General features: G+C 60.9%; 25 protein-coding genes. 10 read left to right on the forward strand and 15 right to left on the reverse strand.

Features of this window, described 5'->3' with window-relative positions; all coding sequences use genetic code 11:
- The first annotated feature begins 11 nt into the window (after nucleotides 1–11).
- From E0486_RS10695 to E0486_RS10725, 7 genes are read left to right on the forward strand one after another with little or no spacing between them, the layout of a single operon-like run.
- Complete coding sequence (locus E0486_RS10695; protein ID WP_131852168.1) at nucleotides 12–1,574, forward strand: hypothetical protein; 1,563 nt, start codon at nucleotides 12–14, stop codon at nucleotides 1,572–1,574.
- The gene (locus E0486_RS10700) at nucleotides 1,561–2,520 is read left to right on the forward strand and encodes a glycosyltransferase family 2 protein (protein ID WP_131852169.1); all 960 of its coding nucleotides are present in this window, start codon (nucleotides 1,561–1,563) and stop codon (nucleotides 2,518–2,520) included. Before E0486_RS10695 ends, E0486_RS10700 begins: the two co-directional genes overlap by 14 nt.
- Nucleotides 2,517–3,665, forward strand: a complete 1,149-nt coding sequence (locus E0486_RS10705; RefSeq protein ID WP_131852170.1) for a glycosyltransferase family 4 protein — start codon at nucleotides 2,517–2,519, stop codon at nucleotides 3,663–3,665. Before E0486_RS10700 ends, E0486_RS10705 begins: the two co-directional genes overlap by 4 nt.
- Nucleotides 3,662–4,816 carry a DUF1972 domain-containing protein gene (locus E0486_RS10710; protein WP_131852171.1) on the forward strand — a complete coding sequence of 385 codons (1,155 nt, stop codon included), beginning with the start codon at nucleotides 3,662–3,664 and terminating at the stop codon, nucleotides 4,814–4,816. Before E0486_RS10705 ends, E0486_RS10710 begins: the two co-directional genes overlap by 4 nt.
- Nucleotides 4,813–6,129, forward strand: coding sequence for an O-antigen ligase family protein (locus E0486_RS10715; protein ID WP_131852172.1), 1,317 nt, complete (start codon nucleotides 4,813–4,815; stop codon nucleotides 6,127–6,129). The genes E0486_RS10710 and E0486_RS10715 overlap by 4 nt, the downstream gene beginning before the upstream one ends.
- Complete coding sequence (locus tag E0486_RS10720) at nucleotides 6,126–7,052, forward strand: nucleotidyltransferase domain-containing protein (protein ID WP_131852173.1); 927 nt, start codon at nucleotides 6,126–6,128, stop codon at nucleotides 7,050–7,052. Before E0486_RS10715 ends, E0486_RS10720 begins: the two co-directional genes overlap by 4 nt.
- Nucleotides 7,052–7,900 carry a glycosyltransferase family 2 protein gene (locus E0486_RS10725; protein WP_131852174.1) on the forward strand — a complete coding sequence of 283 codons (849 nt, stop codon included), beginning with the start codon at nucleotides 7,052–7,054 and terminating at the stop codon, nucleotides 7,898–7,900. Before E0486_RS10720 ends, E0486_RS10725 begins: the two co-directional genes overlap by 1 nt.
- On the opposite strand, the gene E0486_RS10730 is transcribed toward E0486_RS10725, so the two are convergent.
- From E0486_RS10730 to E0486_RS10755, 6 genes are read right to left on the reverse strand one after another with little or no spacing between them, the layout of a single operon-like run.
- Nucleotides 7,869–8,696 carry a class I SAM-dependent methyltransferase gene (locus E0486_RS10730; RefSeq protein WP_131852175.1) on the reverse strand — a complete coding sequence of 276 codons (828 nt, stop codon included), beginning with the start codon at nucleotides 8,694–8,696 and terminating at the stop codon, nucleotides 7,869–7,871. The two genes, E0486_RS10725 and E0486_RS10730, sit on opposite strands and share 32 nt — an antisense overlap.
- Nucleotides 8,693–10,147, reverse strand: a complete 1,455-nt coding sequence (locus E0486_RS10735) for a B12-binding domain-containing radical SAM protein (protein ID WP_131852176.1) — start codon at nucleotides 10,145–10,147, stop codon at nucleotides 8,693–8,695. Before E0486_RS10735 ends, E0486_RS10730 begins: the two co-directional genes overlap by 4 nt.
- Nucleotides 10,144–10,839, reverse strand: a complete 696-nt coding sequence (locus E0486_RS10740; RefSeq protein WP_131852177.1) for a class I SAM-dependent methyltransferase — start codon at nucleotides 10,837–10,839, stop codon at nucleotides 10,144–10,146. Before E0486_RS10740 ends, E0486_RS10735 begins: the two co-directional genes overlap by 4 nt.
- Nucleotides 10,832–11,506 carry a methyltransferase gene (locus tag E0486_RS10745; RefSeq protein WP_131852178.1) on the reverse strand — a complete coding sequence of 225 codons (675 nt, stop codon included), beginning with the start codon at nucleotides 11,504–11,506 and terminating at the stop codon, nucleotides 10,832–10,834. The genes E0486_RS10740 and E0486_RS10745 overlap by 8 nt, the downstream gene beginning before the upstream one ends.
- 27 nt (nucleotides 11,507–11,533) lie before the next feature.
- Nucleotides 11,534–13,039 carry a B12-binding domain-containing radical SAM protein gene (locus tag E0486_RS10750; RefSeq protein ID WP_131852179.1) on the reverse strand — a complete coding sequence of 502 codons (1,506 nt, stop codon included), beginning with the start codon at nucleotides 13,037–13,039 and terminating at the stop codon, nucleotides 11,534–11,536.
- A 14-nt stretch (nucleotides 13,040–13,053) separates the two neighbouring features.
- Nucleotides 13,054–13,998 (reverse strand): hypothetical protein, encoded by a 945-nt coding sequence (locus E0486_RS10755; RefSeq protein WP_131852180.1) that lies wholly within the window; start codon nucleotides 13,996–13,998, stop codon nucleotides 13,054–13,056.
- Between E0486_RS10755 and E0486_RS10760 the strand changes: the two genes are divergently transcribed.
- Entirely contained in the window at nucleotides 13,991–15,163 is a 1,173-nt protein-coding gene (locus tag E0486_RS10760; RefSeq protein ID WP_131852181.1) for a glycosyltransferase family 4 protein, read from the forward strand. The two genes, E0486_RS10755 and E0486_RS10760, sit on opposite strands and share 8 nt — an antisense overlap.
- Here the strand turns inward: E0486_RS10760 and E0486_RS10765 are convergent.
- The 7 genes from E0486_RS10765 to E0486_RS10795 all read right to left on the reverse strand — a co-directional run bounded on the left by E0486_RS10765 (nucleotide 15,067) and on the right by E0486_RS10795 (nucleotide 22,240).
- The gene (locus E0486_RS10765; RefSeq protein ID WP_131852182.1) at nucleotides 15,067–16,182 is read right to left on the reverse strand and encodes a glycosyltransferase family 4 protein; all 1,116 of its coding nucleotides are present in this window, start codon (nucleotides 16,180–16,182) and stop codon (nucleotides 15,067–15,069) included. The genes E0486_RS10760 and E0486_RS10765 overlap by 97 nt on opposite strands.
- Nucleotides 16,127–17,788, reverse strand: coding sequence for an ATP-binding cassette domain-containing protein (locus E0486_RS10770; RefSeq protein ID WP_131852183.1), 1,662 nt, complete (start codon nucleotides 17,786–17,788; stop codon nucleotides 16,127–16,129). The genes E0486_RS10765 and E0486_RS10770 overlap by 56 nt, the downstream gene beginning before the upstream one ends.
- On the reverse strand, nucleotides 17,785–18,504 hold the full coding sequence (locus E0486_RS10775; protein WP_131852184.1) for a sugar transferase: 720 nt from the start codon (nucleotides 18,502–18,504) through the stop codon (nucleotides 17,785–17,787). Before E0486_RS10775 ends, E0486_RS10770 begins: the two co-directional genes overlap by 4 nt.
- Before the next feature lie 49 nt (nucleotides 18,505–18,553).
- A complete protein-coding gene (locus E0486_RS10780; RefSeq protein WP_131852185.1) occupies nucleotides 18,554–20,017 on the reverse strand; it encodes a porin family protein in 1,464 nt (487 codons plus the stop codon).
- Entirely contained in the window at nucleotides 20,001–20,576 is a 576-nt protein-coding gene (locus E0486_RS10785) for an RNA polymerase sigma factor (RefSeq protein WP_243697423.1), read from the reverse strand. Before E0486_RS10785 ends, E0486_RS10780 begins: the two co-directional genes overlap by 17 nt.
- Nucleotides 20,577–20,649: 73 nt before the next feature.
- Complete coding sequence (locus tag E0486_RS10790) at nucleotides 20,650–21,693, reverse strand: NAD(P)-dependent alcohol dehydrogenase (protein WP_131852186.1); 1,044 nt, start codon at nucleotides 21,691–21,693, stop codon at nucleotides 20,650–20,652.
- A gap of 190 nt (nucleotides 21,694–21,883) precedes the next feature.
- Nucleotides 21,884–22,240: a c-type cytochrome gene (locus E0486_RS10795; RefSeq protein WP_131852187.1), complete on the reverse strand. Its 357-nt coding sequence runs from the start codon at nucleotides 22,238–22,240 to the stop codon at nucleotides 21,884–21,886.
- 74 nt (nucleotides 22,241–22,314) lie between these two features.
- On the opposite strand from E0486_RS10795, the gene E0486_RS10800 reads away from it, so the two are divergent.
- Entirely contained in the window at nucleotides 22,315–22,878 is a 564-nt protein-coding gene (locus E0486_RS10800; protein ID WP_131852188.1) for a hypothetical protein, read from the forward strand.
- 99 nt (nucleotides 22,879–22,977) lie between these two features.
- Here E0486_RS10800 and E0486_RS10805 read toward each other — a convergent pair whose 3' ends face one another.
- Nucleotides 22,978–25,425: an outer membrane beta-barrel family protein gene (locus E0486_RS10805; RefSeq protein ID WP_131852189.1), complete on the reverse strand. Its 2,448-nt coding sequence runs from the start codon at nucleotides 25,423–25,425 to the stop codon at nucleotides 22,978–22,980.
- 298 nt (nucleotides 25,426–25,723) lie between these two features.
- Here E0486_RS10805 and E0486_RS10810 point away from each other — a divergent pair, with 298 nt between their 5' ends.
- A complete protein-coding gene (locus E0486_RS10810) occupies nucleotides 25,724–26,281 on the forward strand; it encodes an NADPH-dependent FMN reductase (RefSeq protein WP_131852190.1) in 558 nt (185 codons plus the stop codon).
- Nucleotides 26,282–26,303: 22 nt separating this feature from the next.
- Here E0486_RS10810 and E0486_RS19350 read toward each other — a convergent pair whose 3' ends face one another.
- Nucleotides 26,304–26,768 carry a GIY-YIG nuclease family protein gene (locus E0486_RS19350; protein WP_131852193.1) on the reverse strand — a complete coding sequence of 155 codons (465 nt, stop codon included), beginning with the start codon at nucleotides 26,766–26,768 and terminating at the stop codon, nucleotides 26,304–26,306.
- Nucleotides 26,769–26,865 lie beyond the last annotated feature (97 nt).

Consider the following 26,865-nt stretch of genomic DNA (forward strand, 5'->3'; position numbering starts at 1 on the left):
AGACCGTTATCATGGTGTCGCTCTGGCGCAGGCTTCGCGGATGGGAAAACCGGCTCGACGGGCAGCTTCTGCTCTTCCTCGTATTGCTGTGCAATGTAAAGCTTGTCGTCAAAGCCGCCGCCCTGCTGCTTCTACTCTGGCGACACCGCACCGCCTGGCCGACCCTCCTGCGCCGGCCGCCCCTGTTACCGCTTTTTTACCCGGCCGTTGCCTTGCTGGGCCTGAGCAGCGCCGCATGGACGAAGCGCTTTTCAGAGCCCCATTACGCCTGGGCCTTCGCCGGGAGTGAAGGCGTTTGGATGGTCTGTGGGCTGCTCTCGATCGGCCTCTGGGCCGAAGCCCGGCGCTCGGACGAAGCGAAGATCCTACGCAACTTCGAAGCCTTTCTCTTTTTGAACGCCGCTGTTTCGTGGGTGCAGCTTTGCCGCATCATCCAGGAAACGGGCGCCGTCAATCCCTATCGCTACCAGGGCAACTACCAGAAATATTTCATCAACACGGGCGACTACATCAAAGGCATTTCTTTCGACACCTGCACCACCAATGCCGTCCTTTGCGCCATCGGCATACTCTTATTCGCGCAACGTCGCCGCTGGGCGGTAGTGGCCGTCTGCCTCGCCACCCTCGTGCTGACGGCCAGCAACCTCGTTAATGCCCTGGTACTGACGGGCCTTCTGTGGCTCTTCTGCTTCCGCAGCGACCGCGCGCAAAAAAGCATCCTGGCACTTTGTGCGCTTCCCTTCGTGATCTTCTGGGCACGCATCTCGCCGCAGAATACAGGCTACATGGAAAACGTGCTGGGGATGAAAACAGCGCCGCCTGCAGCAGCGTCCGCCTCCATTGCCGGGGCGGTCACCGCAGACCCGCGCGATGTCATCGCCCATCGCTGGATAGACAGCATGGGCGCGCTCCAGGCAAACGCGGCGGCGGCCACCGTGCGTAAGGTTCAGCGTCCCGAGCTGCCGCAGGATCCTATTCACTCGGCCGCGTTCCAGCACCGCGATGACTCGGGGGCCCGGCACCAGGAATGGGCCCACGCTGCTGTGGCCGTGGGCGCCACACCGGCGCGGAAGCAGGGCGGCATCCCGGGAAAAGTGGTTGCGTTTCAACAGACGCTCTCCTACCTGCATGCAAAGCCAGCCCGTATTTTTACGGGTGCCGGCCCAGCGGCCTTTTCTTCAAAAATGGCATTCAAGGTAGCGGGACTCGGCATCGCCGGGCACTACCCGCAACGACTTACCTACCGCAGCGCCGATTTTGAAAAAGCACACCTCGCACTGTTTCTCTCCTACTTCGCGGCTTCCGAACGCCTGCATTCGGTGGTGCACAGTCCCAACTCCGTGTACGACCAGTTGCTGGGTGAATACGGCCTTCCGGGCCTGCTGCTGCTGATGACCTACATGGGCTACCTGGTGTGGAAGGTGCGCCGGCTGCGCTACACACTGCCCTTGCTTGGACTGATGGCCGCGCTATTGGCTACCGACTATTGGCTGGAGCAACTGTCGATCGTGCCGCTCTTCGAGCTCCTTTTTTTCCTGGACCTTCAAAAGACTGCGCCTGATGCAAACGCCTGAGATCACGGTACTGATGCCGGCCTACAACGCTGCCGACTACATCGCTGATGCGATCCGCTCCGTGCTGGCGCAGACCTATCCTCATTTTGAACTGCTGATCATAGACGACGGCTCCACCGACAACACCGCGGCCGTTGCCGCCGCCTTCAACGACCCGCGCATCCGCCTCCTGCGGCAGCCCAACGGCGGCGTGGCCGCTGCCCTCAACCGTGGCCTTGCCGCAGCACAAGCGCCGCTCGTTGCACGCTTCGACGCAGACGACCTATGTCACCCGCAGCGCCTCGAGCGGCAGCGGGCCCTGCTGCAACAGGATCCGGCGCTTGTGATCGCCGGCAGTGCCGTGGAATATGTGGATGCCGACAAGCGGCCGGTGTTCAGCTGGCAGCCACCCGCCTACGTACACAGCGAGCTGCTACGCCTGCTGCCCCACAGTTGTCCGTTTATTCACAGCAGCGTCATCGTCCGGCGCGAGGCTGTGCTGGCGGCGGGGGGCTACCCCGAAGGCGCGCATACCTTCGAAGACCACCTGCTCTGGACGCGCCTGCTCCCGGCCGGCAAGGGCCTCAACAGCCCAGAGCCGCTGGTGCAGGTTCGTCTTAATGTATCGTCGGTCACGATCGACGAACGCTGGCGCCCGCGCGCCTTTCGCCGGATCAAGGCCGCCGCGCTCGCAGCAGGCCGTATTTCTACGGAAGACGCTGCCGAACTCGCCGCGATCATCCGCCGGCAAAGCCACCCACTGGTGAAGGAAGGCGCATACCACGCCCTGCTCGGGAAAAAATACCTCTGGAACAACTACGACCCCGAACGCGCACGCGCGAGCCTGCGCCGCGCCCTTTCGTGCAACCCCTTTTACACCGCGGGCTACGGGCTGCTCGTGGCGTCGTACCTGCCGCCGGCCTGGATCCGCAAAGGATACGAAACCTTTAAAAACTGGCGCCGATGACCCCGTCTGCCCCCATACGAATTTTTGCCGACGCGCACGTATTTGACGGGCCGTACCAGGGCACGCGCACCTTTTTACAGGGCTTATATACAGAGCTGGCCGCAGCACCCGGAGTAGACGTGTACCTCGGCGCGCAGGATATTGGCGCCCTGCGGCGCGCCTTTGCGCCCGTCGCCGACCGAATCGGTTTTCTCCCCTACCGGAGCCGCTCGCGTTACGGACGCCTGCTCTGGGAGATCCCGCAGTTGCTTCGCCGGCACCAGATCGATTATGCGCATTTCCAATACGTGGCACCCCTGCTACGGACCTGTCCCTACATCGTTACCACGCACGACCTGTTGTTTGAGGAACTACCCGCCGCGTTCCCTCGTCCGTACCGCCATTTACGCCGCCACCTCTTCCGCCGGTCGGCGCTGCGGGCCGACATCCGTACAACGGTATCGCAGTATGCCGTCGAAAGCATCACCCGCCGGTACGGCCTCGGCAACGATAGCCTGACGTTGGTACCCAACGCAGTAACCCCTTTCGATTGGACCCCTGACCTGCGCGGCGCAGCACGAAAACGACTACAAGCACAGCACGGAACCAGCCGCTACCTGCTGTGCGTCAGCCGCCTTGAGCCACGCAAAAACCAGCAGCTGCTGGTGAAGGTCTTTCACCAGCTCGGTCTCGCGCCGCAAGGCTACCAGCTCGTATTGATCGGGAGCCGCTCCCTGCCGGTGCCGGAACTGGATGCAGCCCTTGCCGCCCTGGACGAAGACACACGTGCCGCGATCCTGTTGCTGCAGGATGTGCCCGGCAATGTGTTGCGCGATTGGTACCTGGGTGCTGAGCTATTCCTGTATCCGTCGCTTGGTGAAGGATTCGGAATCCCGCCCCTCGAAGCGGCCCTGGCCCGCGTGCCGGTGCTGTGTTCGGACCGCACGGCCCTTTCCGATTTCCGGTTCTTCGGCCCCGACCTTGTCGATCCGTCTGATGAAAACGCATTTGCTAAAAGCGTGACCGAGCTGTTGCAGCAACCCACTCCTGAAGCCCTATTGGAGCAACGCGCAAACTTCATTACCGAAAACTACAGCTGGCAGTCGTCGGCGCAACTATTCCTGGACCGGATCCGGCAGCACCGGGCGCAAACCGTTGACTTATGAAGGAAGCGCTGACCACAGGCCGCACCGTTCTTTCCGTTCACACAGATGGGCCGCTGCGCATTGCGTTGCTGGGTACCCGCGGCATTCCCAACCGCTACGGCGGCTTCGAGCAGATCTCCGAAACGCTGGCGGCAGGCCTCGCCGCCCGTGGTCATGCGGTAACGGTCTATTGCTCCGGCACACACCCCGACAAAAGCCCATCCTGGCAGGGCGTACGCCGCGTGCTTTGCACCGACCCCGAAGAGCGTCTCGGCACCTTCGGCCAATTCTTGTACGACCGCAATTGCCTCCGCCATGCGGCCCGCGAAGGCTACGATGCCTTGCTGTTTTTGGGCTATACAAGCAGTTCCGTATGGGGTCCCTGGTTCCCGCGCGGCTGCGCCATCCTTTCCAACATGGATGGACTGGAATGGAAGCGCTCGAAATATGCCGCGCCGGTACGACGCTTTCTCCGCCGCGCCGAGGCCTGGGCGGTGCGTTACAGCCACCGGCACATTGCCGACTCACCGGTGATCAAGGAATACCTCGACGCCCGTTATGGCATTGACTCGGTTTACATTCCGTATGGCGCCGAAGTGCGCCGTGACCACGATGCGGCAACGCTCGCGTTGTATGGCCTCCAGCCCGACAACTACTACATGCTGATGGCCCGGATGGAACCCGAAAACCACGTGGCCGGGATACTGGAAGGCTACGTACGCAGCGGCTCCGCCCGGTCCATGCTGGTGGTGGGTAACGCAGCAAACCGCTATGGTTCGATATTGCGAAAACGATTTTCGCGGCATACCGGCATCCGCTTTCTCGGCCCGCTGTTCGACCAGGAGACCGTGCACCAGCTGCGCGCGCAGGCGACCTTGTATTTCCACGGACACAGCGTGGGCGGCACCAACCCGTCGCTGCTGGAAGCGATGGCAAGTGGCGCCTTCATCGCGGCACACCGCAACCCCTTCAACAGCCGGATCTTGGGTGAAGACGGTCTCTATTTCACAACAGCAGATGAAGTAGCGCAACTGATAAAGGAGCATCACGAAACGGCTATCCGACCACAGCGCGCGCGTCACCAGCTGAAGATCGAACGCGACTATGCCTGGACGCCGGTGATCGACCTCTACGAGCAAGTCATTTACCAAACCTGCCGCGCCCCCCGATGAAAGCCTGGCACCACGATACAACCGCCAACAAGGTGAGCGTACTATTGCTTGGGCTCTTCGCGGGCAGCCTCCCCTTCGACCGGTTTTACAGCCAGCTGCTACTCATTGCCCTGGTGGCGCATACCGCCATTCAACTTAGCGCACAACGCCTCCGGCAGTTGCCCTGGCGCTGGCTGCTGTCTATCAGTGTGCCGTGGCTGCTGACGGTTTTATTTACCGCGGGCAGTCGCTATACCACGGAAGCTTTCCCGTTCTGGGAACGGCAGCTGGCCCTATTCCTGTTCCCCCTTTGTGTGCTGCTCACCGCTGTGGACCTGCATCGCTACCGCCGCTTGCTGCTTCACCTGTTCCTGCTGGTGAATGCCGTTGTAGCGCTCTACCTGTACAGCGATGCCCTGCGCACCATCTTGTATCACCGGCAGCCCATGGCAATGCTCTGGACCGCGGCCTACCTGAGCCATAATTTCTCCGCGCCGCTCGACATACACGCTACGTACGTCTCGCTCTTCTTCGCGCTTTCCATTACGGCGGCTTTGTTTGAACTACTGACCGGTCCCCGTTCGATAGGGCGGTCGTTCTTGCTTGTGCTGGCAACAGCGCTCCTCGGCGCCGCACTGCTGCAACTGGCTTCCCGGGCCGTACTCATTGCACAGCTACTGATCGGCGGAACCTTGCTGCCCTTCGCCATTGCCGATCGACGCAAGCGGGTAGCCTGGTGGCTGTTTGCCGGGCTGGCAGCGGCAGCGTGCTTTGCCCTCCTCTATTTCCGCGCCCACGAACTGTATGAACGGCTCGTTACTGAGCTGGGTACCGACCTGGGCACGGAGCGGGGAGCGGGGCTCGTGGCCGATCCCCGCGGCAGCCGCTGGAGGCTGGCCTGGGCCCTGTGCCGTGAGGCGCCGGTACTCGGGCATGGCAGCGGATCAGAAGTGCTGCTGCTTCGCGATGCCTACTTCCGCAACGGGTTGTACGACTCGTACCTGCATGCGCTCAATGCACACAATCAATACCTGAGCCTACTGATCCGTCATGGCTGCGCAGGTTTGCTTTGCTGGATGCTGGCACTCGGCTACTTTGCGCAAATAGCCATTCGCCGGCATGATGTGCTACTGGGCGCCTTCCTGTTGCTTATTGCCGGCACCAGCCTGTCCGAAAACATATTGGATGTCAACAAAGGCATTTTCTTTTATGCCTGCTTCCTGACGCTGCTGGGTGCGCGGGATAAAAATCCAGGTCCGTCCGGACCACGGAGCAACCCGGGCAGCACCCTTTTCGTTCGTATTGGGAAAGCCCGCAAACCCGCCCGCCCGTGAATACACGCCAGGACATCATCGCCGCACTTGCCTACTTCGACCTGTTCGACTACCCGCTAACGCAGGGGGAAATCCGGCAGTTTGCACCCGGCACCCATTCGGCACGGGCCGTGGCACTGGAGCTGCGCGCACTGCTTACCGAAAAGCTGGTGTATCACTACGACGGGCTCTTCCTGCTCCGCGACGAGCCGGCCCTGGTGCCGCGTCGCCGCAAAGGCAACCAGCAAGCAAGGGTGCTGCTGCAAAAAGCAAAGCGCGTCGCCCGGATCATTTCAGCCTTTCCCTTTGTTCGCGGCGTCGCTGTATCGGGTTCCTTGTCGAAGAACTATGCCGACGAAGGATCCGACATCGATCTCTTCATCATTACCGCACCCAACCGCCTCTGGCTGGCACGTACGCTGCTGCACGGGTTGAAAAAACTGAGCTTTCTCGTCGGGCGGGAACAGTATTTCTGCATGAACTATTTCATCGATGAAGCCGGCCTCGAGATCCGCGAGAAAAACATTTACACGGCAACCGAGATCGCCACACTGCTCCCCCTGCAGGGCAGTACCGCCTTCGATGCCTTTTTCCGCGCCAACAACTGGCGCCTCGGCTTCCTGCCCAACCACCGCCTGCGCGTATCGTATGTTCAGGACCGCAAGCCGATGTGGTGGACACGCCTGCTGGAACGCAGCCTGTACCACGCGGCCGGCAATGCACTCGATACGACGCTGCAACGCATCACCGCCGGTCGCTGGAAGAAAAAGACAGACGCCGGCCGGCGCAACAACCGCGGCATCGTGCTCAGCATGGAAGCGGGCAAGCACTTCGCCAAGCCCGACCCACGACGCTTCCAGGCACAGCTCCTGGCCCGCTACGACAACCGGATCTGCGAACTGCAACCGCCGTTGCTGAAAACCTATTCACCTGCCCGTTCCTGATGCCAGCCGCCACGCCCATATCTGTCGTCGTCATTACCCGCAACGAAGCGGCCAACATCATGGACTGCCTGCGCTCAGCGCGCGCGCTGAGCGATGACATCGTTGTGGTGGACTGTGGAAGCAACGACGCCACCACGCGGCTGGCCGCACTCTGCCGGGCCCGGGTACAGATCCATACCTGGCAGGGCTACGGCGCCGCCCGCAACCTCGGCGCCGCGCTGGCGCGCCACGACTGGATCCTGGCACTGGACGCCGACGAGCGGCTCGATGAAAACCTGATCACCCAACTGAAAAACCAGATACTCGAGCGTGGCCGCGTGTACCGTTTTCGCCGCCGCAATCATTGGGAGGAGCGCCCCATCCGCTTCGGCACGCTGGGCTTCGAGCGCATTGCGCGCCTATACCACCGCGGCGATGCCCGCTGGAACGGGTACGCCGTGCACGAGCGCCTGACGGGCGCCTTTCGTGTACAGGACGTTCCCGGCAATATTCAGCATTTCGGCATTGCCGACCCGGACTTTTATTATCGTAAAAAAGAGCACTACGCGTTGCTGAGTGCGTTGACCTATGCGCGGCAGGGAAAGAAGGCCGGGCTGTTGAAGCGATTCGTAGCGCCGCTCTTTGACGCGGTCAAAAGCTACTTGCTCCTCGCCGGCTTTCTCGACGGCGCCATCGGCGCACGCCTCGCGTTGACAACCTTCCGGTACACGGCCCGCAAGTATGCGTTGCTGCATCGGCAGCGGGAGCGTCTATTGAAACTGGAACGGCAGCCTGGACGAAACGGACCGGACGAAGCAGCCTGCATGATCGCAGAACTCAAGCCCCTCCCCTCTTCTGCAGCGTCATAATGAAATAGTCGCCGACCGAGCGCCAGGGCCAACGATGCGCCCAACGATCTTCCCAACGCTGCAACAGGTGCAGGAGACGCGGGAATCGTTTCGGGAAACGCTCGCGATAAGACGGGGGCACCAGCGTACATAAACCTTCAAGCTCCAAGACATTGAATTCAGCCCTGAGCGCTTTCCGTATAAATACGGGACGGTAATACCAGCACCGGAAACGCTGCCCTTCTACCTGTGCGCTCGCGCCTCCCCGGCTGAACCAGCGACGGGTAGCCGTTCGCCATTCGCCCTTGAGGAGCAGGAGGCTCTCCCATAGGCAAAAGGGCGGAATGACCACGACCGTAAGCAGGCCACCGGGACGCAGGAGGTCCGCCGCCGATTGCAGAACATCCGCCAGCCGGTCGGTGCAGTTAAGCCCGCCGAAGTTGGAAAAAACCAGGTCGAACGGGGCTTCGGGTGGCAGCGCGCGCAGGTCGTGATACGAACAATGCCTTGCCTCCAGGTGCCCGCAACCGTCCAAGCTAAAAGCTTTTTGCCGCAGCTGTGCAAGCATAGCTTCCGACACATCGGTGGCCAGCACCGAATGACCTTTCGATGAAAAATAAAGAGCATCCTCTCCGGTGCCGCAATTGAGTTCCAGGATACGGCTTGCAGGTGCCAGGTGTCGCTCCACCTGCGCGCGCACCCGTGCCCGCTTGTAGGCGATGATAGGATTGCTGCCGTACAGCCCGTCAAAAAGCGGAGCCTGACGGCTAAACGCCTCGGCCGCCGGCTGCTCCGATATGGTTATTGCCCGGCTCATAGGTTGCGCTGCAGGCGGTTTAACCGGATACGTTCGAGCCACAGTGCCGGCGCGAGGCGCAGCAGCGAAGCCACGCGGCGCAGGTTGGCCGGTTGCCACAGCGGCGCGCTTTCTGCTAACTGGCGACGGTGCCGCTGCTGCCGGTAGTGATGGTGCACAAAGCGATGCAGGCGGCGATAGAAAAGCGCCGTACGCTCATCGCGGTACATCAGCGACAGGTCGTCTGAATCGCGCCAGTTGGATTTTTCCCGAAGCTGCGCGCGGACCTTTTCGTAAAACAACGTACCCGGCAATGGATAGGAAACGGAGATCCCGATCTCGGCCGGCTGCAGCTCGTCGATCATCCGGATCGTAGCTTCGATGTCTTCCCTCTGTTCACCGAGGTACCCAAATTGAAGGAAGAAGCAGGGATCGATGCGGTGCCGCCGCAGCAGTGCCGTCGCTGCAGCGATCTGTGCCAGGGTGATGCCCTTGTCCATCGCGTCGAGGATCGCCTGCGAACCGCTTTCGGCACCCATCCACACGGTGGCGCAACCGGCGCGGGCAAGTGCCTCCACGTAGTCGGGTTGCACCAGCAGGTCGGCGCGCGATTGTATCTTGAAGGGGATGCGGAGCCCTTCCTGTTCCAGGAGCGAGGCAAAAGCCGCAACCCACCCGGGCTTGAGACCGAAGATGTCGTCGCAGAACCAGATATGATCCACCGCTGCCTGGGTGCGCAGCCGGGCGATCTCGGCAACCACCTGCTGCGGTGAGCGCACGTTATAGCGGTTCCCATAAATCGGCTTCGCACACCAATTGCATTTATACGGACAACCCCTCGTGGTGGCGATGTTGACTGAAAAATAACCGCTGCTCTTTAGCCATGCAGAACGATAAGGTGCGAAGTCGACAAGATCCCAGGCGGGGAAAGGCAGGCGGTCAAGATCGCGCAGAACGGGCCGGGGCGCGGTTTTCACCACGCCTTCCGCGTCGCCGAACACCAGCCCTGCGATCGTGCGTAGTGCCGGCGCAGCTTCCTGAAGGGCGTTGACCAGCTCGAGGAGGGTTTGCTCCCCTTCGCCCACGATTACGTAATCGGCACCAGCCTCCAGGTATTGCACGAAATGATCGGTCGCATCCGAGCTGTGCACGATCACCGTACAACCCTGTGCCTGCGCGGCGGCGATCATTTCGAAAGCGGCGGCGCGCATGTTGGTGAGGCACATCTTCGTGAGGTAATTGAAGCCATCGTCGTACAAAACAACGATACGCGGGCCGGCGTCGGCAAGCACCTGGCCGAACCGCCCTACGCCCTGCTCGAAGGTGACGTCGTGCAGCGATACCGCATGGCCCGCGCTGCGCAGCAGCGCCGCCGCGTACAGCGTGCCGAGCGGCGCGTAGGGCTGCTGCAGCTTCCATTGCTTCGGGTCGAGGCGCAGGTAGTACGAATGGGTGAATAGTATCGGGCTCATGAGGGACGTTCGATTTGGATCCATGGAAATACGGTACCACCCAGGCGCCGAAGCCGGTCGCTGAACGGATTGCACAAGCGGAAGTGGTAGGCGTCGAGTTCTTCGAAACTGTGATGCTGGTAGTAGCGCTCCATCGTAACGGCGTTCTGGCGGGCAAAATAAGCGGCACTGCGGTCGCGGGCAGCGGCGCGCTTTTGCGTCGGGTAAAAATGCGTATCGATGATGTGTACCGAACCACCGCGCACAAGGCGGCGGAAACAGGCGTCCAGCAACGCCGGCACGCCGGAGAAATATTGAAAGGAAGCGGCGAAAAGAATGCAATCGAAGCTGCCGGCACTAAGGTCCTCCAGCGTTGTTTGCCGGTACGAAAGGTTCGGGCGCACGAAGAGACGCCGGGCCTGCCCGAGCTCGGGACCGTTGATGTCGATGCCCAGCACCTCGGTGCCGGGAAGCAGCGACAGGTAGTGCGACAGCCAGCCGTTGCCGCAGCCTACTTCCAGCAGGCGCAACGGCGTGCGCTGCCCCAGGTAATGCCGCAACCGCCGGGCAGACCGGGCACGCAACCGCCATTCGGAAGCATGTGCGCCGCCTCGCGGCATATGCGGCAGGCAGCGCACCCACTCATCGGGATACACACGGCCTTCGCTTCCGCGCAGCTTCAGGTATTCGGCAACAAAACCACACTCAGGCATCGGCAGCTGTTTTTTCAATCCGGTAAATAAGATGGGTTTCAATGAAGTTGCGCCGGCGTTGCACGCAACGAAGGGTGAAGCCGTTGTGCCCGGCCAGGCGATGGATCATTTCCAGGTCGCAGTCGTCGCTGAGCACCATCAGCACCTCGCTGTCGGGAAAGAGGTGTGGGCCCAGCTGCGCAAACAGGCGGGCAAAGTATTCGCCTTTCGGGCCGCAATACCAGGCCTGCTCACGTTCATTGCGTGCTGCGCGCTTGTAGTAGGGCGGGTTGATGGCGATGAGGCTGAAACGCTCACCGGTCAGCGAGCCGAAGAGATCGGAACGGCGTATGTTGAGCGAAACATCGTTGGCAGCTGCATTCCGCTGCAACTGCCCCAGCGCGATCTCATTGATATCCGTCGCCGTTACCTCCGAGCCCTGCTGTGCCAGCGCGATCGCAATGAGCCCGCTGCCTGCGCCAAGCTCCAGCGCCGTACGTCCGCGCAGGGGCAACGTGCAGAGGTAGCGCAGCAGCATTTTCGTACTCGAAAAAAAGCCGGGGTGAAATACCTGTGGCGGCACCTGCAGCACGATGTTGCGGTAGCAGTAGGTGCGCGTACTGGACAGGTACCGAACCAGTGCGGGCCGTACGGAGATCGAAACCAGGTATTTGACTACGCGACGCAAGATCAGTATGGGGTTTGGAGTTGATGGTTAGAAGCCTTCGATTTCGGGCCGGCGGTATTTCCAGAGCCTTTGCAGGACTTTCAGCTCGTAGGGCATCTTATACAGACCCGATCGGTAGCGCAACGCGGCCACCGAGCGCATGACCCGTCGCTTCAGCGGAGACATCCGCACATCCGACACGGTGGGATAATAGCCGTTCAGCACGGTTTCGAAATCCTTGATCCTGTCGATCATCTCCGGGGTGAGCCAGGGCGTCAGCGGGTTCTTGCGGAGGTCGAAGGAAGCCCAGGCGGGTGCGATCCAGTCTTCGAGCTTTTCGGGAAAACGAAAGCCCTGGGCCTGCGCCTCGCGGTACAATTGCGTTCCTTCCACGGCCACCGGGCTGTACACGTAGATCACGATCTCGGTGCGCGGGTTGATCTCTTTAATAGCCCGGATAAAAGCAATGTCTTCATCGATCTGCTTCATCACTGCCTCCGGCGTCGGGCCGGGGGTGCCGAGCACGAATGAGTATTCGGGAATGATGTCGAAGCGCGCCATGCGTGCGGCGAATTCCTTGATCTGCGCCCCCGTTTGCGTGCCGCCCTTGTCCATTCGCTTCAACACCTCGTCGTTTCCGGTTTCCGCGCCGAAGAAGATCATCTTGCAGCCGGAGTCGCGCATGAGCGCCAGCGTCTCGTCCGAATACCGATGAATGGTGTCGATGCGGCCTTCGCCCCACCAGCTGATGCCCTCCGGGGCGATGAGGCGCGCGAAAGCGGCCGTGCGTTTTTCCGATACAAAAAAGTTGTTGTCGTGAAACTCGATGGCATTGCCGCCCCAGCGCCCGCGGAGCAGCTTGATGTCGGCGTAGATCCGCTCGGCGCTCTTCCCCGACCAGCGCGCATTGTAAATGGGCACCACGGCGCAGAACGCACACTTGAACGGACACCCGATGCTCGAGTGGTAAGCGATCGTCTTGCTGCCGAGGCAAGTTTTGCCGAGGTAGCGACCGAGCGGGTAATACCCGTCGAGCTTTTCATAGGGCAGGTCAGGCAGCGCGTCCTGGTCGTATAGCTCGTCTTTGCGGGTGCGCACGATGCCCCCTTCTTTCCCGTAGATCAGGTTGGGCACCTGCTCCCAGGAGCTGCCGTTTGTCAGGGCGTCGAGCAGGGCGGGAAAGCACTTGTCGCCGGGGCCGCTCACCACGAAATCCACGTAGCCCGAGCCAAGCACGGCCTGGGGCTGGTTGGACGGAAAGTAGCCGCCCCACACCGTATGGATGCCGGGATAGTGCGCGCGTATGTCGCGCGTGATGGGAATGGCTTGCTGGAGTTGCGGGCCGGGCATCACGGTGCAGGCGAAGAACCCAAAGCCGCCCCTTTCCAGGTAGTCGAAGATGCGCGCTGCCGGATCGGCTTCACAGTTGCCGTCCACGATCACGTACTCATAGCGACCTTCGATCGAAGCGGCGATACTCAGGATCGAGTTAGGTATGCGGGGCTTTGAGCGGGCACTGCGGGGATTGAATAAAAGGACTTTGGGGCGCGTCACAGGGGTACATACGATCAGCGCGTCAAATAGTTGCCTGCGTGGCCATGGCGCAGGCGCCAGGTGGCATAAGCGGCATGCACATGGGCGAGGTGGCCCGGATGGTGTCCCGACCGCTCTGCCGCTACGTCGAAGAGAAGCAGGCGATGAATACCCGCATCCTGTGCTTCCCGCAACCGCAGGTGCCGCAACCAGGCGGCGCCCTCCGGTACCGGCAACCCGCAAAAGGTACCGGAAAAAGGAAGCTCCTCGGCCGGCCGCAATGAGCGCATGTGGTTCTTGCCCAAACTATAGACGAGCCCGGCCTGCGCGGGCGACATCTGCGCCAGGAGCAACCCGCCGGCTTCTTCCACCTGCGCGCAGGCTTTCCCGCCGATGCGGAGTGAAATCAGGTACCGGTTGTTGCCGACCGGCCCGTGCAGGTCGGTGGGGAACAGGTTGCAACCTCCTTCGCTACACACTGAAATGAGACAAACGCTGCGCGGCAAAGCATAGGTTACCTGCACCTGCTGGTAACGATTCCCGGGCAGGTGCACATTGCCGGCTTCACCTTGGCGGAGGTTGTTGAACGCGTCGAGACTGTAGCGTTTCCAGAAGGGAAGCAGGCGGTGCCGCACGCGGATGCCTTCGTAGAGCAAGTAGGAATCAGATGTTTGCGGAAAGAGCCGCAGTTCCAACGTAGCAAGCACCGCATCACCGGGTGCTCGTTCGCCCGGAACACAGGGTCTGTTGCAGAAGAGCAATGTGCGCTGCGGCGGCGGATCCGCACCGGGCGGAAAGGCCAGCAGCAGCGGGCTGTAGCCGACGAGGCTATGGCGTCGTGTGACATCGGCGTGCACGCGGCCCGCGCGCACGTCGTAAACAAATAGTGTGTCGGCAAAGGTCTCCGCATCCACACAGAGGTACTCCTGCGCAAACGGCAGGCGGGCCGCCCGTCTCCATATTTTTGAAACGATGTTCATATGTGACAACCGGCAGCCATCGGCCACCGTATTCATTACCATCATGCGCATTCTCAGCAGCGGCTACCACGCCACCCTTTCGTACAGCGACCCGCAAGCCTGGCTGCAGCGTATCGATTTCTATACCGGCATCCTCGAGGCGCTCGCTACAAACCACGAGGTGCACAGCATCGAACACATAAACGCCCGGACCAGTCTGCAGCAAGCGGGCGTACACTACCACTTCCGTTCGCTGTCGTCCCAACGCTTTCCCTGGTCCGGCCACCGCTTTATCCGCAGCCTGCGCCCCGACCTTGTACTGGTTAATGGCGTCAGCTTTCCGCTGCAGGTGTTGCAGCTGCGGGCGGCGTTAGGCCAGGGGCCGCGCATCCTGCTGTGGCACCGCGATGAACTCCCTGCCCCGGGCTGGCGCGGGCGCCTGCAGGCAATGGCGGACCGCGCGGTGGATGGCTACCTGTTCACATCACCCGGTAATGTGGCGCCCTGGGTGGCGCGTGGCATCATACCGGCTTCCAAAGTACACTACCTGCTCCATGGGTCATCCGTATTTCTACCGGGCAGCCGTGCTGAAGCGAGGCAAATGCTCGGCGTACCCATCGACGTGCCCCTGTTTCTTTGGGTAGGACGCCTCGACGCGAACAAGGACCCGCATACGGTGCTGCGGGCTTTCTCGGCGCTGCTGCAGGAGGCGCCGCAGGCAAAGCTCGCGATGGCCTTCGGCGGCGGCCCCCTGGAAGCGGAGCTGCGCGCAATTGTTGCCGGCGACCCGAAGCTTTCCGGCGCGGTGCAGCTGCTCGGCACCCTGCCGCACCGCGACCTGGAGCCCTGGTACCGTGCCGCTGGCTTTTTCGTCAGCGCCTCGCACTACGAGGGCGGCGGTATTGCCTTTTGCGAAGCCCTCTCCTGCGGCTGCATCCCGGTCTACACGGGCATTCCATCGCTCCGACAACTGGCCGGCCCCTGCGGGGTTTCCTTTCCACCGGGTGACGCCGCGGCCCTGCATCAGGCACTCCGTCAGGCATTGCGTCTCGATACAACGGCACAGCGAACCGCTGTGCTGGAACGGTTTCAGGAACACTTTTCCTTCACCGCCATCGCAAGGGGACTACTCCAATTCGTGGAGGATCCCGCACCGATGCCAGCAGCGAACAAAGCGATCCATTGATGCGCTGTGTCGTCGATGGAAAAACGTTGCGGCGGTATACCGTTTTCCGACAACCAAGCTCCCACCAATTGCTGCAGGGCATCTTCTGTGCAGCCGGTCTGCCAAAAACGCCTGTCCTCCCCACCGGGGCTGCAGCAGCTGACGACGGGTGTACCTACGGTGAGGGCCTCCTGGCACACACCCGAGTAGCCCTCGTATTCCGATGGATGCAACAATACCCGAGCCTGCGCCATCAGGCGCAACACGGCGGCGTGCGGCAATTCACCGGCAAAGAGCAAGTGACCAGAAAGGCCGAGCGCCTCCACCTGCCTGCGCAGCGCACATTCCTCCGGACCCGCGCCGGCAATAACAGCACGCAGTCCGGGCCGCCCTGCCTGCAGCCGGCCGACGATCCGTATAAATACGGTCCATCGCTTTAGCGGGATGAGTGAGCCGACGCCCAGTATGTCGATCGTACGAGACGTATCCGTAACTCTTTGAAAGGGCTCTACCCCGGGTGAAATAACATGCGCCGGGCGGATCCCGTGATGCTGCGCAAAGGTGGCGCGCAACGATTCTGACAACGCCACTAACGCACCTGCCGGCAGTCGAAGGCGGCGTGGCCAGGGGTTTGCGGCACGCGCGTCCTGCCCGAGCAGCCAGCAAAAATGCTGCAAACCGTGGCAATGTGCAAAGCGGTTGCCCAGTGCTGCGGCCTCTCCATACCAACAAGACACGATGCCCCTGATGTGGTATTCCTGGTGCAGTGCGTCGAGGCAGCGATACACCGAGCGCGCCCGTTGCCAGCGGCGAAGATGACCACGATTTCGTCCGTTGAAGGGATAAACGTCTGCTCCGAAAACCCGGTACCGCCCATCATGGACCGGGTAATGCAGGGCCAGTACCGCCACGGTACAACCGGGCGCGAGGCGGAGCCAGGCGCGCACCAGCGCCTGCTGCAACGGCAGGCAGGAGCTGTCGTCTTCAGAGGCTGCGAAGCCGGGCGTGATCAGTACGATCAGGTTGCGCTTGTTTTCCATGTATGCGTATCCGGCGGGCGCCGGGAATGGTTTCCGGTTGATGCGTAACTACGATGACAATCTTGCCGGCGGCTGCTTCATCCTGTAATAATGCCTGCAACTCGTCAACAGCGGCACGATCCAGTTCATTGAAGGGCTCGTCGAGCAGGTACAGGTCGGCACGACGATACAGCGCGCGCGCCAGGGCTATCCGCTGTTGCTGCCCGCCGCTCAGGTTGCGGCCGTTCTCCAGCACCTGCTTGTGAAAAGTATCACCGGTGGCCGCCAGCATCCGCGACAGGCCGGTAGCGCGCAATACAACCTGCAGCCGCTGCGAATCCAGCGGCTCATCTTCCAACGTGATATTGCGCGCCACGCTATCCTGGATGAGGAATGCATCCTGCCGCACATAAGCCGTCCGCGTCCAGAATGCAGCGGCATTGCCGGGACGCACCCGCACCCCGTTGATCCGAACGGCTCCGGCCTGGGGCTCGATGAAGCCAAGCAGCAAATGCAACAGTGTCGTCTTGCCACTACCGGACGGACTTTCCAGTAAAACGATGTCGCCGGGGAAAGCCTCGAAGGAAAGGTTCTCTAAAAGAGGCTTGCGATCCCAGGCATAACTCAACCCGCTTACTTCCAGTTTCCTGATCGGACCCGAAGCGACCGGCTGCTCCTGCCGCGGCGGCGCGTCGTCGAGCGTAAAGCTCCAGGCGCGAAGCTGGCCCGACGCCCCGATGATCTTGACGAGGCCGGGAATTACCTTGTAAGCAGCGGCCAAAAAAGCACCGGCGCGCAACAGGAGGTAAGCGCCCGTGTCAGGACGTTGCAGCGAAAAGCCGAGCAGCAACAGGAGCCCGAGCACGGCCACCGTTTCCAGGGAGCGGGCCGGCCATTGCTGCCACCCCATCATCCCGAAATAGGCGTTACTGAAGCGGCGGCGCGCATGGAGGTAGCGATCGCGAAAGAACTCTTGCCGGCCGTATACTTTCGCCTCAGGTTGACCCTTCAGCGCATCCAGCAGGCAGCGCAGTGACGCTTCGTTGGCGTCTTTTACGGTGTCCTTGCTCCGGTCGATGCGCCGCTTGATGCCGCGAAACAGGAAAAAGGCCGGCGGCAGCAGCACGGCTACCACCAGGGCGAAGAGGGCCGGGTCGTAGAGCAGTACGGCCACCACCGATGCGGCGATCAGCAGCAGCTGTGCCGCGATCTGCTGCAGGCCGAGCAGGATGTAGTGCGCGAACTCCACAGGGTGAAAGTTGACCTTCCGTATTAATACGGATGTATCGCTATGCAGGAACTCGGCGTGCGCCGCCTGCTGGCAGGCCTCGAGCTGCCGGCCCGACAGCCGGAGTGACACACGGCCTGCGAGTGTATGAAGGGCGCGTTGGACCGTCAACCCGCAGCCGTTCTTTACCAGAAAGGCGGCAAAGAAGAGCAGCAACAGGAGCGGCACCGGAAACGGCCCGATGCTTTCCTTTTGCAACAGTCGCTTTACGAGCAGCAGCAGGGCTGCAAGAAAGGCTATGTCGAGGAGTTGCACGAGCGCATCGGCGAGCGACAGCAGGACATAGCGCCACCGTTCGGGGCCTTCGAGGAGCCGCCAGCTGCGGCGCAGCAGGCTCATGCGCGCCGGTTTTTAGACCCGGTGAAAAAAGAAGCCACCGTGCCCCACAGGATCCGGGCATCAAGCACGAGCGTCCAATGACGGATGTATTGCACATCGGATTGCACACGGCGTTCGATGGCGACGCGGTCGTGGGTGGCGCCTACGTGGCCGCGCACCTGCGCCAAACCGGTGATGCCGGGCTTTACCTGTTGCCGGAGGCGGTAGCCGGGCACATCGAGGGTGAAGCGTTCGTTCTCACTGAGCATATGCGGACGGGGCCCCACGAGCGACATGTCGCCCCACCACACGTTGAGCAGCTGTGGCAGCTCGTCGAGATGGGTGCGGCGCAAGAGGCGCCCAACGCGGGTGATGCGCCGGTCGCCCTCGAAGGCCGCACAGGTGTCCGCATCGCGGTTGAGCACCATCGTGCGCAGCTTGAGGCAATAGAATTCGCGGCCATTACGCTTGTGCCGGCGCTGCCTGAAAAAAACGGGACCGCGCGAATCGATGCAGATGAGCAACGCAGCCAGCGGCAGGAACCACGGGAAGAGCAACAGTATAAATACGGTAGTGGCACCAACGTCCACTGCGCGTTTCAGCAGGCGGTTGCGGCGGCGGCCCAGCGGCGAGGGCACTTGCGCCAGCTCCAGCTGGCGGCGGCTCAGCAAGCCGCCGGCCGGTATTTCGGTGAAGGGTGCGATAGACTTCCGCGCGGGCAGTGATGCTGTCTTCATGTTGCGGCTTTACACCGGATGAATACGCAGCTAAAGGCGCGCGGGTTGCTTAGAACAGGCTTTTCAAAAGGGCTACGCGCAGGCCGTAGCTCGTCAGCGGCAAGCGGCCCGCACCGGCATCGCCAACCGGCAATTGCACGTAAGGCTCCACACGCAGGCTATAGCGGCGGCGCAGCTCGAAGCGGTAACCGGCCGACACCTGCAGCAGGGCCATCCAGTCGCGCGTGGCATTGCGCAGCGTGGTGTCGTAGTGACCTTCATAGGTCGTCATGAGGTTCTTTACGTCATAGCCGTATTCCTCGCGCTTCATCAGGTAGCTCGAAAAGCCGGCGGCCGCAAACCAGTTCCCTTTTTTGCGGAACGCAAAATGGTACTGCAGCGTGAGCGGGATCTCGATCATCCGGCAATCACCGTTGACTGCACGCACATACGAATAAGCAGGGAGGTAGCTGAGATCGTTCTTCAGGTATTTACCATGGCTGAAATACTGCTTGCGGCTCCAGAGCACTTCGGCTTCAATGGCCAGGTGCCGGTTGGGCTGGTATCCAACAGCGATACCGATATCATAACCGGGTCCCGGCGACTTCTGGCGCTTGATCGTGGTAAAGCCCGTGCCTCCAACGATACCTGCGTAAAAGTGGGAACGGCGCTGTGATGGCTGCTTTTTCGGCGCCGGAGTATTTGGGACCGAATCGGAAACGGCAGGAACCATGGGACGCTGTATCGCAGCCGAATCTTTTGTTGGCACCGGAGCAGTTACGATCGGCGGCACGACAACCGGCACTTCGGCAGGGGGCACATCCGACTTCACGAGGGAAGTACTGTCTACCGGAACGGGATCGCCAATGGCTACATTGGAACGCACAGGAACAGGTGCGTTGCCGCTGTGGCGGCTCGCCTGGCGGGCACTGCCGGCCATCGGTGGATTGGTTGCTGCTGTTTGGCGCCGTACACGCGGGCGCTGCTGCGTCCGCGTGCCCGTTGCTGCCGCGGATGTAGCCGACGCTACCGCGTTGCGGCCATCCGTATTTCTACGGTCAACGCGCAGAACGGCACCGGGTTGGTCCGGGGCTGAATCACGGGTGGTTGAGGACGCGCCGGCATTGGGCGCCGGTACATCACCGGTCGCTGCGTCGTGCTGACGACTAGGGGTGGTTTGACCGGCAACAGCGTCCGGCGTTTGGACCGGCGCGCCGCCCTGACCGGGTGCGGCAGTTGTAACGGGAATATCCTGTGGGTCATTGTGCGCCCCGGTTCCCGTAGCGGACTTCGGCCCTGCGGATTCGTGGTCGGAGGCAGTCCCCATGCCTAGCGGTAAGGGACGGATGCAAACAACGGGAACGAGGAGCAGAAGCAGCAGCCACAGGTAGCGGCGGTCTTTACGCTTCGGCTCCTCGGGTGGGAGTCCGAGGCGTGCTGCGAGCTTGTCCCAGTCGGCGCCACCGGTATTCAGGGGATATTCGTTACCCGCCTTGCGCCACAATTCGTCCATATCGTCATTGACAGATTGCATAGGTCAGATCCGAATCATTTTTTTTTAGAATTTTTTGCAGCGACATCCGGGCTTTGGCCAGGTTCGACTTGGACGTTCCCACGGCGATCCCGAGCTGGTCGGCGATCTCCTGGTGGCTGAAGCCGTCGATGACATACATATTGAAAACCGCCCGGTAGGCCGGCGGCAACTTCTTGATCTCCTTTACCAGTTCCTTGTACAGCAGCGCCCCGTCTGAGCGGGCGCCCGGGTCTTCGGGCTGCCATACTTCCTCGGGCAGCGATCCGATCTCCTGCAGGAAATTGTTCTTGCGCAGGTGATCGATAGCCGTATTGACCATGATGGTACGGAGCCAGCCCATGAACATCATTTCCACGTTGACGCCCGGCTCGGGATGGAAGCGCTCCAGGTTGCGGAACACCTTTACCCAGCCGTCGTTGACCACGTCCACGGCGGTGTCGTAGTGGAAGATGTAGCGGAACACGACCTTGAGGCTATAGCCATAGTACTGCTGGTACAGGGCTTTTTGCTCCCGGCTGTTCTGGGCGAGGCAATTTCTTATGGTCAATTGCAGGTCCAAATGGGCGGATTCTCGTGTTGGTTGCCCATAAAGTACGCGATTTTGCCCCAGAGGTTGCCTCGCCAGCGGAAAATTACAGGGTGGCGAGGTCGATCACGAATCGGTATTTGACGTCGCCCTTCATCATGCGCTCGTAGGCCTCGTTGATGTTCTTGATGTCGATCATTTCCACATCCGAAACGATCCCGTGCTCGGCGCAGTAGTCGAGCATCTCCTGGGTTTCGGGAATGCCGCCGATGAGCGAGCCGGCGATACTGCGGCGCTGCATGATGAGGTTGAACACGGCGATCTGTGCCGGTGCCGGCGGGGCGCCCACGCAGATCATCGTACCGCTCGTATTGAGCAGGTTGAGGTAGGTATTATAATCGTGCGGAGCCGACACCGTGTCGATGATGAAGTCGAAATAACCCGAAAGCTCCTTCAGGGTGCCGGGGTTGCTGGTAAGGGCGAAGCGGTGCGCGCCGAGGCGTTTGGCGTCGGCTTCCTTGGACGGCGAATGGCTCAGCATCGTTACTTCAGCGCCGAAAGAGGCAGCGAACTTCACGGCCATGTGGCCGAGGCCGCCGAGACCGAGCACGCCCACCCTGTGGCCTTTGCCCACCTTCCAGTGACGCAGCGGCGACCAGGTAGTAATGCCCGCGCAAAGCAGCGGGGCCACGGCCTTCAGGTCGAGCTTATCAGATACCTTCAGCACGAAATCTTCGGTGGTAACGATCTGCTTGCTGTAGCCGCCGTAGGTGACGGTCTTGCCATCGCGCTCGTAAGCATTGTACGTACCCACCGAGCCGTTTTCGCAGTATTGCTCGAGGCCTTCTTTACACTTGGAGCATTCGCGGCAGCTGTCAACAAGGCAGCCCACGCCGGCGAGGTCGCCTACCTGGAATTTCTTCACATGCGCCCCTACGGCGGTCACACGACCCACGATCTCGTGGCCGGGCACCATCGGGTAGATCGATCCGCCCCACTCGTTGCGCACCTGGTGGATGTCGGAGTGGCAAACACCGCAATACAGAATCTCAATCTGCACGTCGTGCGGTCCGGGCTCGCGGCGTTCGAGCGAAAAATCACGAAGAGGACTGGAAGCGTCGTAGGCGGCGTATGCTTTGGTCAGGGACATGTTTACTGTTTGTGCAAATGTAGGGGCCGGCCGAACGCATGTTTACCGTGTTATCCGCACGGCTGACCTTCATTGGATGCTCTTCTTTGCAAAGGCCGGGCGCTGGACGTTCCTAAAAAAAAGAGGCAGCATGGAGCGAAACACCTTTTCGACAACGCCATCTACCTGTTGCTCAAACACGCTGCCGGATTTATTTCAACGACAGTATGTATTCCGCCATCGCCTCCGCGTCTTCCTGCGACAGGTCCGGGTGCGGGGTCATCGGGGTTTGTCCCCAGTTGCCGCTGCCGCCCTTCAGGATCTTGCCGGCCAGCAGGAGCACGGCATCCGGCTTCCCGGTGTAGCGTTCGGCTACCGATTTGTAGGAGGGCCCCACGAGCGGCTCTTCGTTCTTGTGGCAGGAAAGGCAATCGCTTTGGGCAATGAGCTGCTCGCCACGGGAATCACTGCCCGCGCGGTGAATGGCAGGAACGTTGGCGCCGGAGCCATTGCTGTTACAGGCGGTGATCAATACAACCGCGGAAAGTACCAGGAGCACGGATTTCATTTTCTAAAAATAAGGACGTGACTTTAACGAATCCGTTGCACTGCTTCCGTGCGGGCTTTGCTACTTTGGCAACCATGAAACCGATCCTGCTTGCCGGCTGCCTGCTCGGCCTCCTGTGTACCGCACAGGCCCAGCGCAACCTGCTGCTCCTTAAAAGAGGCAACCGCACGGTGGCCCGGTACTGGGAAGGCGGCACGATCGCATTTCAATTGAATGACGGCTCCTGGCAAAAGGGGGAGCTCATCGCCCTGCGCAACGACTCCGTTTTTATCAAGGCGCATATCGTGCGCTACTACCAGATCGGCAACGACACGCTTTACCTTCCGGTGCAGGGCTATGCGCAAAATACCATCACCGCTTTCCCGCGGCGTGGTGTTGAAGTGGACTTCCGCCATGGCGAGTTCGGCATCAGCAACGGCGGCAACCTTATCGGCAAGCTGATGCGCATCGGCGCCGTGGGCTACACCGCACTGAGCCTGGCCAACGGGCTTCGGGAAGGAACCTATTCGCTGTCCGGCCAAGGCACCGAGCTCGCCATCGCCGGTGGCGTATTTGCAGCGGGTTACGCTATCGACAAGTGGCAACGCTACACGTACCGGATCGGCAGAAAATATCATATCGACATCATCCGGTTCTGAGCTTAAGCGAACGCCTGATGGGCGGACGCCTGCAAAGACGCCAAAGGCGTCGCGTAAGCGACGCCTTTGGTTTTTTATTTACAGCAAGCGTACTCCTGCCTAACGCCCGCTATCATCGTTGGCGATCTTCTTCCCCTGCTTGCCGCCTTCCGACGACATCTGCCCGAAGCGCCATTCAAAAGTGAGGCGGAAGGAGCGGTTGACCCACAGGTTCTGCGATTCGGCATAAAACCCGATGCCGCGCTCCTCGCTGCGCTGGCGGATGCCGCGCGTAAAGGGCATGTTGCTGGCAAAAGTGAGGCTGCCGGCGTCTTTCCAGAAAGTTTTCTTCGCCGAAAGGCCATACCAGTAGCCAACCGTATTATTACGGTTCTGGAGCCCGATCCAGCCGGAATAGACCCCTGCGTAGCCCTGCAGCGTGTAGTTGCCGGGCAGTTTGTAGCTGGTGTTGGTATTGAAGTTCCAGGTCCAGCCTTCGCTGCGCTGGCCGGTTGCGGGGCTGTTGATGTCTACATGGCGCAGGTCACCGCCGCCGTTGACGCTCCAGTTTTTGTTCGGCTTGGCCGACACGTTCATATTCACTCCCAGCACGGCCCGGCGCGCCACGTTTAGCGGGCGGCTGACCGTAACGTTGCCGCTGTCGGCGCCGCTGACATAAGCGCCGGTGGAATCGATGCGGCTCACGTATTCGATGGCGTTATCGGTCTGGCGCCAGTAGAAGGCGGTGTTGAGCGAAAAGCCTTTCGGCGTGGTGTAGCTGTGGCTTAGCTCCGTGGCGTGGTTCAGCTCGGGCCGCAGGGCAGGCGTGCCCGTCACCAGGCTTTTGGGGTTGGTGCGGTTGATCCAGGGATTGAGGTACCAGATCTGCGGGCGGGTGATGCGTTGCGTGTAGCTCACCTTCAGGCTGTGCTTACCCATGCCTTTGGAGATCAGGGCACTCGGGATCAGGTTGTCGTATTCCTGGCTGATGCTGCTGTTGCTGGTAATGAAGGCGCCGTCGATGACGGTGTGCTCCAGGCGCAGGCCGGCATTGATATTCCAGCGCTTCTTGTTGCTCCACCGCAGCGAGCTGTAGCCGCTGTATACGCGCTGCTTGTATTCGAAATCGTTGTTCTGCGACGGGTCGGATGTGAGCACCTCGTGGCCGTTGGGCGAGGTCTTCACGCGCACCTCGCTGCCGATGTTGCGGATGATGGCTTTCGATCCCAGTTCCAGCTTCAGCGTGCTCGTATCCATCCTGCCCTTGATCTTGAACGGATGCGTGTAGTCGGCCTGGAAGGTGTATTCCTTATTGCGGCTGTAGTTCTCGCTTTCCTCGCGATAGAGCAGGCCCGTGCCGGCGAAGCGGTCGGTGTTGTAAAAGTAGTTGTCGGGCATGCGGCTGAACTGCGACAACAGTGAGAATTCTTGCCCGGGCTTTTTGAAGGAGCGCGTCCAGCCGAGGTCGATCTGGCCATTGCCGTAAGGGTTGGTGAAGTGGCTTTCGTTGCGGTAATTCTCCAGCACGTTGCCGGCCCCGTCGGTGAGGCGGATGTTGGCGGTGGAATTGTTCGGAAAGTCGCCGCCCCAGATGTTCACGGAGAGGTTGATATGGTTGATCGAGTCGGGGTCGTAGTCGACCGCGAGCTCGCTGTAGGCGCCGGTACCCGTGTTATCGGCATTGGTGCCGGTATGCAGGATGCGATCGGGCAGCCCGTTCTGCAACGTCGTGCGCACGGCCGAATATTCCGACACGTTGCGGTACTGGTACACGTTGCCCGAGAAGTTGAGCCCGAGCTTCTTCCGGCGGAGGCTTAGGCTCGTACCGATGCTGCGGTTGCGGTCGCCGGCGGTGGCGTTGAGCGAGCCGTTGAACCCGCGAAGGCCGCGCTTCGTGATGATGTTGATGACGCCCGCCGATCCCTCCGCATCGTACTTCGCGCCCGGGCTGGTAATCACTTCAACGGTCTTGATGATGTTGGCCGGCATCTGCCGCAACGCGTCGGCGAGGTTGCGCGCCATGAGCGCCGAGGGCTTGCCATTGATGAGCACTTTGATGTTGCCGTTGCCGCGCATCTGCACGTTGCCATCGAGGTCTACCGTCAGCGTCGGCACTTTGCGCAGCACGTCGGCGGCCGTGCCCCCGGCGTTCGAGATGTCGGCGGAAGCATTGTACACCAGGCGATCACCTTTGTCTTCCACGAGCGACTTCTGCTGTTGTGCGGTAACGACTACGGTGCTGAGCTCCTTACGGTCGGCGGCGAGCAGGATGGGCTCCAGTGCTTTTTCACCACTACCCGTGGCGATCTGCAGGGGTTCGGAGTAGTTTTGGAAGCCCGCTGCGCTAACTTCCAGGATATAGCTGCCGGCCGCTACAGCGCCAAACGAAAAAGCGCCCGACTCGCCGGAAGTGGTGCTGTACACCGCCTTGCCGCCGCTCTTGATCTGTAGGTTCACCTGGAGAAGGGCCTTGCGGCTGCTGTCGCTCACGGAGCCGGTTACACGGTATTGGCTGAAGGCGGCTCCTGCCAGGAACAGCAAGGTCAGGAGCAGGGTGATTTTCTTCATGAATGTGGTCTTGGTGATTACTTTAACGAAGATGCTCGTAGGTTATGCGCGGGGCAAGTACTTTTTTACCGGACTGGGCAAAACGGTGTATGAACGCGCGATTTATCAAATGATGAACTCCGCCTTATGCCGAGACCGTCCTTACCGATGTTTCGCGCTATGGGAAATCGGCGGTAGCGTTAACGGACATCGCAGACTGTGCGGAACGTCCGTAACTTCAGGATCTATGGCTGCGCCCGCATCTTCACCAGGTCCATCCTAAGGTGGCGGCCGGCAATAACCGCAAATAATCAGGCACATGGAACGTTACCAGATCGCCGTACTTGTCGGCAGTTTACGCAAGGAGTCCTTTAACCGGAAGATGGCGCGCGCACTGCAGGAGCTCGCACCGCCATCCCTTTCGCTCCAGATCATCAGCATCGGCGAATTGCCCCTTTATAACGAGGACCTGGATGCGTCGGCACCCGAAGCCTGGACCTCGTTCCGGGACCAAATAAAAGGTATGGACGGCGTCCTGTTTGTAACGCCGGAGTACAACCGTTCGGTTCCCGCCGTACTGAAAAATGCGATCGATGTTGGATCGCGGCCCTATGGTAAAAGTGTGTGGAACGGAAAGCCTGGCGCGGTCGTAAGTGTCTCGCCCGGTGCCATCGGCGGCTTCGGCGCCAACCAACATCTCCGGCAATCGCTCGTCTTTATCAACGTACCCACGATGCAACATCCCGAAGCATACGTGGGCGGCGCATCCAAACTATTCGATGAAAGCGGAACGCTCACGAACGAATCCACGCGTGACTTCATGAAAAAGTTTATGGAGGCGTTTGCCGGCTGGGTAACCACCATCCTCAGAAAATAGTGGTTGCCGAACGGTGCCATCATCAATAGGTCGTCGGTAGCGGGCTGGTTCGGGTGTGAGAACCGCAGCCCTTATGCCCGGGCGAAGCGGGTAACATCGGGTGTACGAACACCCTTTCCATTGAACCCGGCAAATGGGGTATCCGCGCCCATACTATTCCGCCGGGCGCCGTCGCCGGGCCGCGTATCGAACGGATGCTGCAGGGGCATGCCGCTTCCCGGTTCAGCGCTTCTGCACGCCACGCACACGACTCGGTATTACGAAGCGCCCAGTCTTTCGCTTTTTTAGTGCCCTTACTCCCGGAATTCCTATGCCGGTAAAGCCGGTCTTCCAGGTTACCTGTGGAGCCGAGATAGTATTGGTCGAGCGACGCGGCATAGATGATGTAACCGCAGAAGGACTTAACGGGACATAAAAAAGCCTCACCTTTCGGTAGGGCCGATTTAAAGCTTCGTCCTTCGCCACGAACGGTGGTGGAGGAAACCAGAGTCGAACCGGTGACCTTCCCGCCCGCAGGCGGGACGCGCTAGCCAACCTACCTTCAGGTAGGGGCATAAAAAAACCCCGCATTTCTGCGAGGCTTC

Source organism: Flaviaesturariibacter aridisoli, from assembly GCF_004343705.1.
Lineage (GTDB): Bacteria > Bacteroidota > Bacteroidia > Chitinophagales > Chitinophagaceae > Flavisolibacter > Flavisolibacter aridisoli.